We start from the raw sequence: 13,311 nt of genomic DNA on the forward strand, positions 1-13,311 counted from the left end.
TTTACTAATCTGTTTGCGTGGTGTTAAAGTACGCTTTTGATCCAATTTATATTGCCAGAGCCTTCACCTGTAATGGCAACGTAGTCGACTCTTATAGGCTGATTAGTTAAGTTTTTTGCTGCCAAGTAGTGATAAATAGTGCGTTTTAATCGTGCTTGTTTTTGTGCGCCAAGGGCATAATTTGCACCGCCTCTCGCATTGTTTTTACGAAACTTAACTTCTACAAATACAAGCGTATCGCCGTGTTTCATAATTACATCAAGCTCACCAAAGGGGCAATAATAATTACGCTCAATAGGCGTAAGCCCTTCACGGGTTAAGTATTTCTCTGCTTGGCGTTCATAGTACTGGCCTTTTTCTCGGCTATTTTGCCACAGCTCTTTAAACCACGACATAGCCGCTCCAGATTAATCAAACGTAAGCGTATTGCTTTCGTTGGCTGATTGCATAAATAAAGGCACGGGCTGCTTTGTTTCTAGCTGTACGGCTTTTATGCGTCTATTTGTGTATTGTGCCCAATCAAGCGTACGCTCTATGTGTCCGCTTGTATTCACCGAAAGCTTCCCACTTAAACCTGTAAACTTATTACCGGGCATTACACTCAATTGCCTAATGTCGCTTAGCACCGACACGGCATCGTAAGCCATGGCAAATAGGCGTTGGCTTATATCGGCATTTTCAGGCCACAGCGTGTTGTATTGGTTGCGTAAGTTATGTTGTTTAACTGTCGCATTAAGCATCCACGGAAGCTCTGTAAAGTAAAGCCCTTCTAAATCGCCTTTATCAGTGCGATCTATTTGTTTACTATGGCTTTTAGAGCTGGCATAAAGCGGGATACGCTGTGCAAAAGTACTTACATTTACATCTAAATAAGGTTTTATCAGGCGTGTTTCTATAGCGTCGCCTAAAATGTAAATCGCATCAATATCGCTACGAGAGCGGGTTTCACTTTCTACTTCTTGTTTAAATAAAGACTTAACCGTTTTAATACGCTGCTTAGATTTATCAACCTCTAACAAGCTTGTAATTGTGTTTGGCATGTCTTTGTTATCGTTATAAAACCCAATTTGCGGTTTTGTTTCGCTATAGCGCTGCCACTGAATATTAAAGTAATCAACCAAACGCTGACCATTGGCATTATTAGGCGCTAATAACATAGGCTTTTGATAACCTTTAGCTAAAAAGTGCTCCAGCGCTTGCTGCACTTCATGCTCAGGGTTTAAAGCAAAAAAGTAATGTTGCAGCGAGAGTCGCTCACCATCAAATGTATTTAAGTGTAATGTTGGGGTATCAATAAGTGTTTTAGCTTGCGCAAGTTTATCTATATTCGCTTTTAATAATGGCCCAATCACAAAGTCTGGATTAAATTGACTCAGCTGCTCGCTTAGCACTTGGGTTGAAAGGTTCTCATCTATAAAAACAGTGTCGCTAATAGTTTGCTTATCAAGCCCTGCCAAAATGCCGGCTTTTAGGGCGTCACCTAAGCGCTCATTTGCGCCTGATTGCGGTAAAAGTACAGCTAATCGCTCTATATTAACTGGTGCTAGGTCGGCTAGGGCTTCATCTTGCTCGGGTAAAATAGCTACGGCAGGGTGGCCAGGGTAGCGACGGCGCCAATTATTAATGGCTTGGTCAAGCTCTACACCGCTATTTGCATATACCTGGTGGTACAAAGCTAAGTTAGTCCAACCTTGTTGAATAACAGAGCCACGATTAAAGCGCTCTAGCGCATAAGAAGACAGCTTTGTTAAGTTATCCCAAAGCGCACTTTGCAGAGCAGGGATCTCAATATTGTTTTTATTCGCAGTTTCTGAGGCTCTAAAAAAATAAGGTGCGGCGCGCTTAGGAAAGTTTTGCGATGCATATATGCTAGCAGTTAAATATTGATGCCAAGCAAAGTGTTCAGGCTGTTTAAGTTGGCCATCGAGCGATTGCAAAATAACGAGCGCTTGGTCGTTTTTATTTTGCTGCTTTTGTGCATAAGCAATGTATAAGCGGTTTTGAATTTTATCTACACTTGGGGTTTGCTCAAGCTCATTACAAATGTTTTCAAGTAACGGCCAGCTTTGCTCCGAAATAGCCGCATCACGCGCACTATAAAGCAATTGAATTTTGTCGGCACCGGTACGATTAAGCGCTAATTTATAAATAGCATCGGCACTGGTTGCTTGATTTTGCAGCGCATTCGCACTGGTGTTAATGCTATCGCTATTTTTAGTTGGTTTTTCGGTTGTGCTACAGGCCGATAACCCTGACAATATAATTAATAGACTAACAAGTTTAAGTCGCACAATGATTTCCCAATACGTTAACGCGATTTGCTTATATTACTGACTGACGCAGGAGACCTCAATGTTAAATGAGGAGAATTCACAGAAAATTGGCACTCTTTACATTGTTGCCACCCCAATTGGCAATTTTGACGACTTAAGCCAGCGTGCCATCGCGACATTATCGCAAGTTGACTTAATCGCTGCTGAAGACACGCGCCACACCGGTAAGCTACTAAGCCACTTTGGTATAAAGGCTAAAACCTTTGCATTACATGACCATAACGAAAAACAAAAAGCGCAGCAGATTATTGATTGGCTAAACGAAGGCAAAAATATCGCGCTAGTTTCAGATGCCGGCACGCCACTGATAAGCGACCCAGGTTATGCCGTTGTAAACTTGTGCCGCGAGCAAGGCGCGCATGTAACACCCGTGCCCGGTGCGTGTGCTGCTATTACTGCAGTGTGTTGCTCAGGCCTGCCAACAGATCGTTTTCAGTTTATTGGCTTTACACCGGCTAAAAGTAAAGCCCGCCAAGACTTTTTCATAGAAGCTGTAAACTCAAGCATTACCAGCATAATGTACGAAAGCACCCACCGTATTATGGCAAGCCTAGATGATTTAGAAGCGGCCTTAGGTAGTGAGCAACAAGTGGTATTTGCAAAAGAGCTAACCAAAACCTTTGAAACTTTTTTTAACGGCACAGTGAGTGAGCTCAAGCAATTTTTAACTGATGATCCCACTAAGCAACGTGGCGAAATTGTTTTAATGTTGCCAGGCAAACCTAAGCTTGTGGACGATATTCCACCCGAGGCACGTAAAATGCTAGCGCTACTTGAAAGCGAAATGCCGATGAAAAAAGCCTGTGGTATTGTTGCTGAATACTTTGGAATGAAGAAAAACGCCCTGTATAAAACAATTATTGACGAAAAAGGGTAAATCTTTACTGCGTACAAGGCGCAGCTCATGTATACTGCGCGCCGAGTTAGCCAAGATAATCGCTGCCTGTGACGAAAATGATCAGGGGGAGGAAAGTCCGGGCTCCACAGGGCAGAGTGCCAGCTAACGGCTGGGGGGCGTGAGCCCACGACAAGTGCAGCAGAGAGGAGACCGCCAACCCTCGGGTTGGTAAGGGTGAAAGGGTGCGGTAAGAGCGCACCGGGCCACTGGTAACAGTTGGTTGCAAGGTAAACTCCACTCGGAGCAAGACCAAATAGGGTTCTATCATTTTAAATAATGAACGCGTGGCCCACGTGAGAACCGGGTAGGTTGCTTGAGCCATAGAGCGATTTATGGCCTAGACGAATGATTATCACTTTCTTCGGAAAGGACAGAACCCGGCTTACATGGCTAACTCACTCATTCAACAAAAAAGCCCGCAGTTAACGCTGCGGGCTTTTTTGTGCCTAAAATTTGATTAAGTACTTTGTTGTTTTTTAAGGCTCAGGCTGTCCTTTTTTAAGTCGCTTACTGAGTGCTGGCTGCGATATACCGAGTAGTTGCGCTGCCATTGATTGATTTGAGTTGCTACGTTTCATAGCTTCTGCTACCAGTAATTCTGCGGCTTGTTTTAAAGTGGGTAGCGTTGATGTTGACTCAAATAACGGCTTGGCAAGCTGGGCTTGCATATCTAATTTGGGCACGGCGCTGCGTACGCTTTCAAACGCTTTCATAGACAGGGCGCCACTTTGGTGGGTGCTCATTGCATCAAAGGCCATGGCGCGCAGCTCTCTTATATTGCCTGGGAAAGCGTAGTTTTCGAGTAAAATTAATAATTCTTTTGGAATACTTGCCACCGGTTTATTAAATTCTTGTGCGGCAAGCGTTAAAAAGTGCTCTAGTAATAAGGCTATATCTTGCTTGCGCTCTCTAAGCGGCGGAATATTTACATGATGAATTTTTAAACGGTAGTATAAGTCGTTTCTAAATTCGCCATTTTCTTTTTTAGTGAGTAAATTTTGGTGGGTGGCTGCAATAATGCGCGCGTTGATGCGCTTTGGGGTATCGCTGCCTACTGGGTAATATTCGCCTTCTTGCAAAAGCCTTAATAACTTTACTTGCGAGGCCAGGTTTAAATCGCCAATTTCATCAAGAAATAGTATCCCGCCTGATGCGCGTTCTATCATGCCTTTGCGGGCTTGCTCAGCACCTGTAAAAGCGCCTTTTTTATGGCCAAATAAGGTATCCGAAAATAAGTTATCGTCAAGGCCGGCTACGTTTACACACACAAGTTCGCCACTGCAGCTACTGGTTTCGTGAATGGCTCTGGCTATAAGCTCCTTTCCTACGCCGCTTTCTCCGGTTATAAGAATAGGTTGTTGGCTATTTGATATAGACTCAATGTAATTAAACACCGAATGCATTTGGTGATCTACACTGATAATTTTAGAAAACGCAGGATGCAGGCTTGTTTGGTTTTCTAGTAGATAGCCGCGCATGGCTTGGTTTTCTAGGTTTAGCTCTTGAAAACGCACCACCTGCATTATGCTATTGCTTAGGCGTTCGGGATCTTCTGTTTTTACATGATAACCATAAGCACCTAACTTTATGCATTTTACAGCGGCTTCTACTTGGTTAATGCCGCTGATGATCACCACCGAAATGTGCGGAAAAAGCTCTGTAATTTGCGCTATAAGCTCATCGCCACTGATATGTGGCATGTTTAAATCAAGCAATACAACGCGAACATTCCCTTGGTTTAGTTTGGCAATTACATCGCGGCTATCATTACATTGTACAATGTTGTTAATGCCGCAGTAGCGCTCTATTGCAAACGATATGCTTCGTAAAAAGCTGTTGTCGTCATCACAAATGAGGACCTCAAAACTAGGATATAAATTAGTATTCATAGTTCACTCTCGTGTTGTAATAAGGGTAGTGATAGCTTTACTTTTGTGCCTTTACCGAGGGTTGATTTAAAGGTGAGTTGGCCTTGGTGATCTGCCACGATCCCCGCTGATACAGAAAGCCCTAAGCCAGTGCCGCCAGATTGTCGTTTGGTGGTATAAAACGGGTCGGTGAGCTTAATTAAGTGCTGTTGATCAATGCCTACGCCTTGATCTTCAATGCTCAGCACAACCTGATTGTGTTTAGTATGGAAATAGCTGGTGATAATAATTTTTTGCGATTTGTCTTCAAGCGCTTGGCAGGCATTTAAAATTAAATTTACGATTACTTGCTCAATGCGGCTGCCGCTGCCTTTAAACGCAGGCAGTGAGTTGGCTAAGTTAACCTCTAAGTGGTTTGTCGAGTTTTTAATTTGATTTGTGACTAAGCGAATAGAGCGGTTTGTTAGTAGGTTTAAATCTAGCTGCTCAGTTTTCTCATGCGATGCTTCACCTTTTACGGCAAAGCTTTTTAAATCCTCTACTATGCCTTTTACCTTGTTACTGGCAATGTGCATATCGTCTAAAATTTCTGGCAGCATATGTTTAAAGCGCTGATAGCTTACACCGGCAACAAGAAAGTCGCCTTGGCGTGCTTGATGCTCATCAAGTATGTCTGTTGCATCTTCAAAGGCTTCTTTTATAAACGGAAAATTTAACGTTAAAATACTACATGGGTTATTAATTTCGTGAGCTACTCCCGAAACCAACACCCCCAGTGAGGCCATTTTATCTGCATGAAGTAGCTGTAACTGCTGGGCTTGTAGCTCTTTGGTGCGGCTTTCTACTTTTTTGCGCAGGGCTTTGTTCCAAATTATCACCACGGTACTAATTAGTAGCAGCACCACTACACATATACCTGCTATTACGCCAGCTTTTGACCAAGGTGATACGTTTAACGGGCCAAACCATTTGTCGTAAATTTCTTGCTGACGGCCGGTGTTTTTTAAAATAGCTAAGCCTTGAGTAAATTGCGATAACAGTGCTTCATCTGCGGTTTTAGTGGCATAGCCATAAAGCCGGTTTCTTTCTAGGCTAGAAATAGCAGTGATGTTTGATAGCCCCAATTTTTTACTTAAATATAAACCGGGTAAGTTTGAAACCACTGCAAAGTCATAGCGGCCAGAGGCAAGCAAGCGCAGGGCATCGGCATGGGTTTCAACCGGTATAAGGGTAATGTTTAAGCCTGAGTGGTTAAGCATATCAAATGCTGAGCCATTGCTTTGTACAATAACGCGGTAGTTTTCAAGCTCGCTGTAGTGCGTTATTTTAGGACTATTGTCGCGCGCAAATATAGAGTGGTTAACAAACGTGTGCGGGCTAAAGTTATACAGATCGGTGCGCTCGGGTGTGGCGGCCATGCCTTGTAAAATATCCACATTTCCACAGTCAAACTCGGCTCTTATTTCGGCCCAGGGCATTAGCTTTATTTTTATATTAAGCCCCATTACAGCGGCTATTTCTTGGCTAAGTTCTACGTTGTAACCTGTAAGTTCGCCATCTTCGTTAATAAACTCATAAGGGGGGTAGTTAAAATCTCCGCCCACTATAATTTGTTTAGGCTGCGATAAATTAGCTTGTGCAATGCAGTTTAGGCTATTAATACCCAGTAGGCTTAGTAGCGCTATTTTTAATACATAAAACCAAGCGTTTTGTTTAATAAACAAGTGAGTAAACCTCTGCATTTTTTAGTTGTGGTAGTGCGTTTGTAAATTGTCTAAACAGTACAAATAAAATGGCGTTTATGTTCCTTTTACAGCCGCAAATAAGGTTGTTTTTAGTTGGCAGCAGGGGACTATAGTCTGTATTTTAATTTTATATAAATTAGGTACTAACGAATTTATCATGGTTTTAAGTCTTATCTATTTATACTTTAAACTAAATAAGAATAAATTAATTGTTAATTAAGGTTTTTTGTAAGGCAGTTATGTCTTTTTAAGGCTGTTTAATAAAATAAAAGCGATTTAATATCGGCTATTAAATCGCTTTTATTGGTTGGGCCTATTTAGAGAATGTTGACCTGTGTAGATTAACGTTTTTCAAGCTAGGGCAGTTTAAGCAAGGCGCTTGGCTTTTAAGCGAGTGGGCTTAATAATCGCTTTTGCTAAATACTAAACTCACTACTGTAATTTTAATCACGATTGGTCAACATGCCTTAGTACTAAAACTTCATGTTTAGGTTTACTTGAATGCGATCGCGGCCATTGTTGTTAGTGGGTATATCGTTATTAATATTATCCACGCTAAACCATCTTAAATCGGCATTTAGGTTCTCTGCAATTTTGTAATCTAGCTGTACGCGTGTGCCTTTAATATTGGTATAAGAACCCGGAGTATTAGTTTGCGTAAACGCGCCGTTCATAGGCAATGCATAGGCTTCGGTACGTAGCACGTAAAAACGCAGGCCAAACTGTTTATTAATTTGATAACGAGCATGCACAGTAAACGCTGTATTTTCGCTATCGGCTTCACTTGTGTAGTAATCGGCTGCAAAGCGCACTGCGCCATAACGTACATCAAGGTTGTAGGTCATTACATTGCCTGCTTGGTCATCATCAAGACCCGACTCAGCACTGGCATAGGCCGTATCTGAGGCGCTAACAAAAATTCCGCCAATACCGGCTTTAACGTTAATGTTATTAAAACTTGTAGCATATACACCTTGTAGCTGTTGCCAGCTAGCATCGCGCTTGCCTTCGCCATTATCGACGTTTTCTTCAAGAATAATATGCCCCGCATTAACGCTAAACGTATTGTTACTCCAGTTAGCTTGTACACCTTCTAGCGCTATATCGTCACGAAAAAGCAGCTCTGATGAATGCATATAAACGGGTGCCGCCTTACCAATATATACTTGGGTGTTACTAAGCCCTGTGTACTTCATAAAGGCGCGGTCTAAACCAAAGTCATCGTTATCGCTGGTATCGGTGATACCAAAAGTTTGATGGGTTGAATCGTGTTGGCTTGAGGTTGTTCTAAAGCGCATTTGCGCAGACCAGTTCTCGGTAGCTGCGTATTTAATACCAAATCGGGCACGCAAACGGGCGCGGCTTGTTGAGTCAATTGTATCGCCTTCGGTGCGCTCAAAGCGCATACGCATATCGCCAAATAGCTTAACGGCTTCAAGGCCATTTAAACCTTCAATTGTAATATCTGCGTGGGCAGGCTTAGCTAAGGCAATAACACCTAATGCAACGGGTAAATAGATAAGTTTACTAGTCATGGTTTGTTCTCTATAAAATTACTAAATCGAGGGTTATTGCTTAGCGGGTTGAGCCGCTGTGTTATCTTGGTTGTAAAGGGTTTCGTCAAGCTCGCCTTCGCTTTTGCCAATTAATAAAGTAACCATTAAATCGCCAGTTACATTTATGGTAGTGCGCGCCATATCTAAAATTCGGTCAATACCGGCAACTATTGCAATGCCTTCAAGTGGTAAGCCAACGGTGGTCAGTACTAGCGAAAGCATAATAAGGCCTGCACCGGGTACACCAGCGGTGCCTACAGAGGCTAAAGTAGCTGTAGCTATAATGGTTAAGTAATCTGTTGTGGTGAGGTCAATACCAAAGGCTTGGGCAATAAACAGTGCTAATACGCCTTGGTATAAAGCGGTGCCATCCATGTTAATAGTGGCGCCTACTGGCAGTACAAAGCTTGATACAGTACGCGATACACCTAAGTTTTGGGTGGCGCATTTAATGCTGGCAGGTAAAGTACCTGAGCTACTTGTGGTGGTAAAAGCAATAATTTGCGCTTCAATAATACCTTTATAAAAACGCTGTGGATTAAGCTTGCCTAGTAAGCCTACAAAGCCGCCACCTAACACTAAAACGTGAATAATGCAGCCTAGGTACACTAAGCCAATTACTTTTATAAGTGGCAGTAATACATCCAGTCCGTACTTGCCAGATACCCAAGCCATTAATGCAAATACACCATATGGCGCCAGCTTCATTACAAGCTCCGTTAATTTGTACATTGCATCGGCTAGGCTTTCAAACATTTTGCTAGCGGGTTCGCCTTTTTCACCAATTAGGTTTAAAGCAATGCCTAAGCTCAACGCAAACACAATAATTTGTAAAATATTACCTGAGGCTAATGAGCCCACTGGGTTTTTTGGTACTAAACCTACAATGGTGTCTACTAAGGTAGGGCTTGGTTTAGCATCAGCCACTGTGGTTGCAACCATATTTAAGCCTGCGCCAGGTTCAAACAACAACCCAAGACCCAAACCAATCGAAATGGCTACTGCGGTGGTGGCTAAATAAAATACGATTGACTTAACACCAATACGCCCCATTTTAGTGGTGTCTTTCATTGAGGTAACACCAACAATTAATGAGCAAAATATAAGCGGTACAATTAACATTTTAATGGCGCTAATAAATAGCTGGCCAATTGGCTTTATATATTCAGCATTATTGCCTAACAGCATGCCGGCAATAATACCCGCTATCATACCTATGAGTATTTTTAGCCAGAGCGCCATTTTTTTAGGCTCGTTGTTATTAATACTTGTTGTACTGGTCATAGTGTTATTCCAATTATTTATAATATTTAGTGGGAGCTATTTAACTTTTGCTTAGGGCGTTAACGCGCATATTGCACCGGCACGTGCACAGGCCGCACAAGGGGCTTGCAATGATATGGACAAGCTTTCGTTAGCCTTTTTAGATAGGGGGTGTTTGTACACGTGCATAATTAAGCTCTAAAGTTGTTAGATTATTGTTATTGCATTAATAATGCCAAGCACGGCTTTGTTAATAACGTATTGAATATTATCGGTTTTATTGTTTTTGGTTGGTGGTTTGTTAATATAACTTTTTGAATAATTATTAATAATGAAAGGCGGGTTAAAGGCGGCTTAAATGATGGTTTATAAATAACTCATTTAAAATCAATGAGTTGATAGTTGTATAACTTTTATTATTGATATAACAAAAGTTATATTTAATGCATTAATTAATCATATTTTTTGATTTTTTAGGGTTTAAAACATTATTAAGTTGTAAACTGGCTGTATGTGGTTTTATTTTTTCTTATACGTTTAACTTAGATAATATTTTTACCCTGTTCAGGATCCCGTGATTTTTCGGCTTGATCACGAATTTCGTCGGTATCACTACTTACATCATCAACCGTTTCATTTTGCTGCTGCAGCTGCTTAGAGCTTTGCTGAGTAGTTAAAGGTTGCTCAGCTTTGTTGGTGGGATTTTGTGTATCACTCTCATCAGGTGCACTGAGTAAAATACGCTCGCGGGCATCATCTGGCATACTGATGTTTTGCGCTGTAAATTCGGTTACTAGCTCACGCATTAACTGCGAGGCCACTTTTAACGGACTATGTTGCTCGCTGTTAACCCAAAAAAACAGATTAAAGTTAATTGTTGAGCTGCCTAAATTATTGATCAGTACTTGTGCTGGTGGCTCAGTAATCACACCCGTTTGCTTGTTTGCAATTTCAAGGGCGAGTGTTTGGCAGTAACGAATATCGTTATCGTAACCTATGCCAATCACCACCTTGGCACGCATTTTTGGATTTGCAGTTAGGTTTTTAATGGTATTTTTATAAACCGTGGCGTTAGGTATTTGTATATGGTTGCCATCGTAATCAACTAAGGTGGTTGCGCGAGCGGTGACCTTTTTAACCACACCTAAGCGGCCATCGACTTCTATTACATCGTCTATTTTAAATGGCCGTTGAACGCTCAACAGTAAGCTAGCAATGAAGTTCTCTGCTATGTCTCTAAAGGCAAAGCCCAATATTAAGCCTATTAATCCGGTACCGCTCATAATGGCAATAGCAAATTCGGTAAGTCCTGCTAAACGTAAAAATAAATACACGCCCAGCAATAAAATTAAAATGCTAATCCCGCGTTTGGCCACTAAGTGCACAAGTTTACTGTCGGTCATATAAATGAGCGGTTTTACTAACAGCTTAGACAAAGGACTGGCGACAAAGTAGCTAATAGTTAAAAGTATAAAACCTAATAAAAGAGTGGGTAATATTTGCGCTGTTGCGTGAAGTAATTGCAAACTTTGGGCGTATAAATACTGCCAACTGAGCACGCTTTCTGGGGTGTTTAAGGCATTCACAGCCGTGGTGTTCACTGCAATTAGCATAGTTATAAGGCTGTTCATGGCGTATTACCTTGGTATTTTAAATAATCTAGCAAGCAGCAAGTTTAATACCAATGCCAAAAGCACAGCTTGGCAAACTTTTTGCTCGATAATAGGCTAAAAAGGAGCAAACAATGAGCAAACCTAAACGGGGACAACATGCCGAGCAGCCAGTGCACATTCCGGTTATTGGTTGGTGGGACATAGCCAAACGTATTTTTAAGCAAATGAGCCAAGATAACTTATCGCTGGTTGCAGCGGGCGTTGCGTTTTATGCCTTACTTGCTATTTTTCCTGCTATTGCTGCAATGGTTTCTGTGTATGCGTACTTTTCATCGCCCACCGATATTAGTGAACACTTAAGTAAAATAGTTACCTTATTACCGCAAAGCACGAGCGATTTAATTTTATCTCAGGTCTCGAGCTTGGCTCAAACCTCTAACGCCAGTTTAAGCTTAAGTGCAATTGGTACACTTATTCTTACTATTTGGAGTAGCTCTAAAGGCAGCCAAGCGCTTATTACTGCCTGTAACATTAGTTATCATGAATACGAAAAACGCTCTTTTTTTCATGCTCAGTTAGTACGTTTTTTATTTTCGGTAGGGGCTATTTTAGTGGCTATTTTTGCTTTGCTAATTATAGGTATTTTACCCATAGTACTTAATTTAGTGGGCTTAAAAGAAAGTATAGACTTACTTATAAAGTTAATATCGTGGCCATTACTCGCCTTTATGTTTAATTTTGCATTGGTGCTTTTGTATCGCTATGCACCACACCGAAAACCCGCTAAATGGCGCTGGATCACACTTGGCTCGTGTATTGCGACTGTATTATGGATTTTAGCCTCAATTGGTTTTTCGTTTTATGTGTCTCACTTTGCAAGCTACAACGAAACGTATGGTTCGTTAGGCGGGGTAGTGATTATGCTAATGTGGCTCTATATAAGTGCCTATATTATTACGCTTGGGGCGGTAATAAATGCGGCAACCGAACAACAAACAGCGAAAGATAGTACCAAAGGCCCCGCTAAAGAACGCGGTAAACGCGGCGCCTATGTTGCTGATCACCTTGATGTAGATGAGCCGACAAACTCTTAGCCGGGCTCATTATTACACAAGCTTATGAGATGCTGAGTAAATGCTTGGCCAACGGGGCCTAAACGGTCATTGTCGGTGCACATTAAATAAAGCTTTAAGGAGCGGGTTGTACCTTGCTCTAAATTAAGGGGCTTAAGTGTGTTGTTTTTAAGATAAGGTTTAATTTGTGCACTAGGCAGCCATGCATAACCAAAGTTTTGGCTAACCATATCAATAGAGTTACGTAAGTGACTCACTGTCCAGCGCATATCTGCCCCAAGCCAGCCGTCGTCGTGGTTGGTGTGGGTGGCCGAATCGCGAACAACTATTTGCCTGTGTAATTTAAGCTCTCTGTAGGTCAGTGGTTCAGTGCGCTGGTGTAAGGGGTGATCAGGGTGCGCAACGGCAATAAATTCTATCTCGCACAAGCTATGGCAATTAATGCCATAAAGTGCAATAGAGGTAATTGCTAAGTCGACCACTGCATTGGTAAGTAATTCGTTTGCGCCGTTAAGTACGCTTTCTATCAGTTCTATTTTTACCAGTGGGTATTGCTCATTAATATGGCTTAGCGCTTGGTACAATAAATGCTGCGGAAACACTTCATCTACTGCTATTTTTAATGTGCTTTCAATACCTTCGCTTAACGTATTAGCAACCGATTCTATTTTGCTGGCTTCATCTATTAAAAATTCGGCGCGGCGCAATATAAGCTTACCGTTTTCGGTTAAATACGCTTTACGGCCTTTTACTTCAAGCAATTTTACTTGCAGTGCCGACTCTAACTTTTGCACTGCATGGTGCACGGTTGATTGGCTTTTAAATACCGCGCTGCTAGCACCGGCAAATCCACCATGCTCTACAACAGCTTTAAACATTCTCCATTGCTCGAGTGTTGCCTTTGCCATTTTAAACCTTGTTACTACTTACTATTGATTAAACTACCTGACCGTGTAGGCACT

10 protein-coding genes and 1 other RNA gene are annotated in these 13,311 nt (G+C 41.8%); 3 read left to right on the forward strand and 8 right to left on the reverse strand.

The window, feature by feature from the left end; all coding sequences use genetic code 11:
- Window positions 1-23: 23 nt before the first annotated feature.
- Both SJY38_RS01400 and SJY38_RS01405 read right to left on the reverse strand, forming a co-directional pair.
- Complete coding sequence (locus SJY38_RS01400; RefSeq protein WP_004589112.1) at window positions 24-395, reverse strand: YraN family protein; 372 nt, start codon at window positions 393-395, stop codon at window positions 24-26.
- A gap of 12 nt (window positions 396-407) precedes the next feature.
- Window positions 408-2,291 carry a penicillin-binding protein activator gene (locus SJY38_RS01405; RefSeq protein WP_121637965.1) on the reverse strand — a complete coding sequence of 628 codons (1,884 nt, stop codon included), beginning with the start codon at window positions 2,289-2,291 and terminating at the stop codon, window positions 408-410.
- A gap of 61 nt (window positions 2,292-2,352) precedes the next feature.
- Between SJY38_RS01405 and rsmI the strand changes: the two genes are divergently transcribed.
- Both rsmI and rnpB read left to right on the forward strand, forming a co-directional pair.
- A complete protein-coding gene (rsmI, locus tag SJY38_RS01410) occupies window positions 2,353-3,210 on the forward strand; it encodes a 16S rRNA (cytidine(1402)-2'-O)-methyltransferase (RefSeq protein WP_377109163.1) in 858 nt (285 codons plus the stop codon).
- A 43-nt stretch (window positions 3,211-3,253) separates the two neighbouring features.
- Window positions 3,254-3,632, forward strand: an RNA gene (gene rnpB / locus SJY38_RS01415) — RNase P RNA component class A.
- Window positions 3,633-3,707: 75 nt separating this feature from the next.
- On the opposite strand, the gene SJY38_RS01420 is transcribed toward rnpB, so the two are convergent.
- From SJY38_RS01420 to SJY38_RS01440, 5 genes are all read right to left on the reverse strand, one after another.
- Window positions 3,708-5,120: a sigma-54 dependent transcriptional regulator gene (locus SJY38_RS01420; protein ID WP_004589118.1), complete on the reverse strand. Its 1,413-nt coding sequence runs from the start codon at window positions 5,118-5,120 to the stop codon at window positions 3,708-3,710.
- Complete coding sequence (locus SJY38_RS01425) at window positions 5,117-6,823, reverse strand: transporter substrate-binding domain-containing protein (RefSeq protein WP_377109165.1); 1,707 nt, start codon at window positions 6,821-6,823, stop codon at window positions 5,117-5,119. Before SJY38_RS01425 ends, SJY38_RS01420 begins: the two co-directional genes overlap by 4 nt.
- Before the next feature lie 494 nt (window positions 6,824-7,317).
- On the reverse strand, window positions 7,318-8,379 hold the full coding sequence (locus SJY38_RS01430) for a putative porin (RefSeq protein ID WP_273588637.1): 1,062 nt from the start codon (window positions 8,377-8,379) through the stop codon (window positions 7,318-7,320).
- Window positions 8,380-8,412: 33 nt separating this feature from the next.
- Complete coding sequence (locus tag SJY38_RS01435) at window positions 8,413-9,684, reverse strand: dicarboxylate/amino acid:cation symporter (RefSeq protein WP_004589122.1); 1,272 nt, start codon at window positions 9,682-9,684, stop codon at window positions 8,413-8,415.
- Between the two features lie 521 nt (window positions 9,685-10,205).
- Window positions 10,206-11,276 (reverse strand): mechanosensitive ion channel family protein, encoded by a 1,071-nt coding sequence (locus SJY38_RS01440; RefSeq protein ID WP_377110192.1) that lies wholly within the window; start codon window positions 11,274-11,276, stop codon window positions 10,206-10,208.
- 131 nt (window positions 11,277-11,407) lie between these two features.
- On the opposite strand from SJY38_RS01440, the gene SJY38_RS01445 reads away from it, so the two are divergent.
- A complete protein-coding gene (locus SJY38_RS01445; RefSeq protein WP_004589124.1) occupies window positions 11,408-12,370 on the forward strand; it encodes a YihY/virulence factor BrkB family protein in 963 nt (320 codons plus the stop codon).
- Here the strand turns inward: SJY38_RS01445 and SJY38_RS01450 are convergent.
- Window positions 12,367-13,257 carry a LysR family transcriptional regulator gene (locus tag SJY38_RS01450; protein WP_377109167.1) on the reverse strand — a complete coding sequence of 297 codons (891 nt, stop codon included), beginning with the start codon at window positions 13,255-13,257 and terminating at the stop codon, window positions 12,367-12,369. The two genes, SJY38_RS01445 and SJY38_RS01450, sit on opposite strands and share 4 nt — an antisense overlap.
- Between the last annotated feature and the right edge of the window lie 54 nt (window positions 13,258-13,311).

Origin of the sequence: Pseudoalteromonas sp. R86517 (genome assembly GCF_042466295.1) — a bacterium.
Lineage (GTDB): Bacteria > Pseudomonadota > Gammaproteobacteria > Enterobacterales > Alteromonadaceae > Pseudoalteromonas > Pseudoalteromonas atlantica.

Excerpts from the sequence above, each read along its gene's own strand:
- SJY38_RS01400 (WP_004589112.1), bottom strand. The coding sequence starts at position 395 with ATGTCGTGGTTTAAAGAGCTGTGGCAAAATAGCCGAGAAAAAGGCCAG.
- rsmI (WP_377109163.1), top strand. The coding sequence starts at position 2,353 with ATGTTAAATGAGGAGAATTCACAGAAAATTGGCACTCTTTACATTGTT.
- SJY38_RS01420 (WP_004589118.1), bottom strand. The coding sequence starts at position 5,120 with ATGAATACTAATTTATATCCTAGTTTTGAGGTCCTCATTTGTGATGAC.
- SJY38_RS01430 (WP_273588637.1), bottom strand. The coding sequence starts at position 8,379 with ATGACTAGTAAACTTATCTATTTACCCGTTGCATTAGGTGTTATTGCC.
- SJY38_RS01435 (WP_004589122.1), bottom strand. The coding sequence starts at position 9,684 with ATGACCAGTACAACAAGTATTAATAACAACGAGCCTAAAAAAATGGCG.
- SJY38_RS01440 (WP_377110192.1), bottom strand. The coding sequence starts at position 11,276 with ATGCTAATTGCAGTGAACACCACGGCTGTGAATGCCTTAAACACCCCA.
- SJY38_RS01445 (WP_004589124.1), top strand. The coding sequence starts at position 11,408 with ATGAGCAAACCTAAACGGGGACAACATGCCGAGCAGCCAGTGCACATT.
- SJY38_RS01450 (WP_377109167.1), bottom strand. The coding sequence starts at position 13,257 with ATGGCAAAGGCAACACTCGAGCAATGGAGAATGTTTAAAGCTGTTGTA.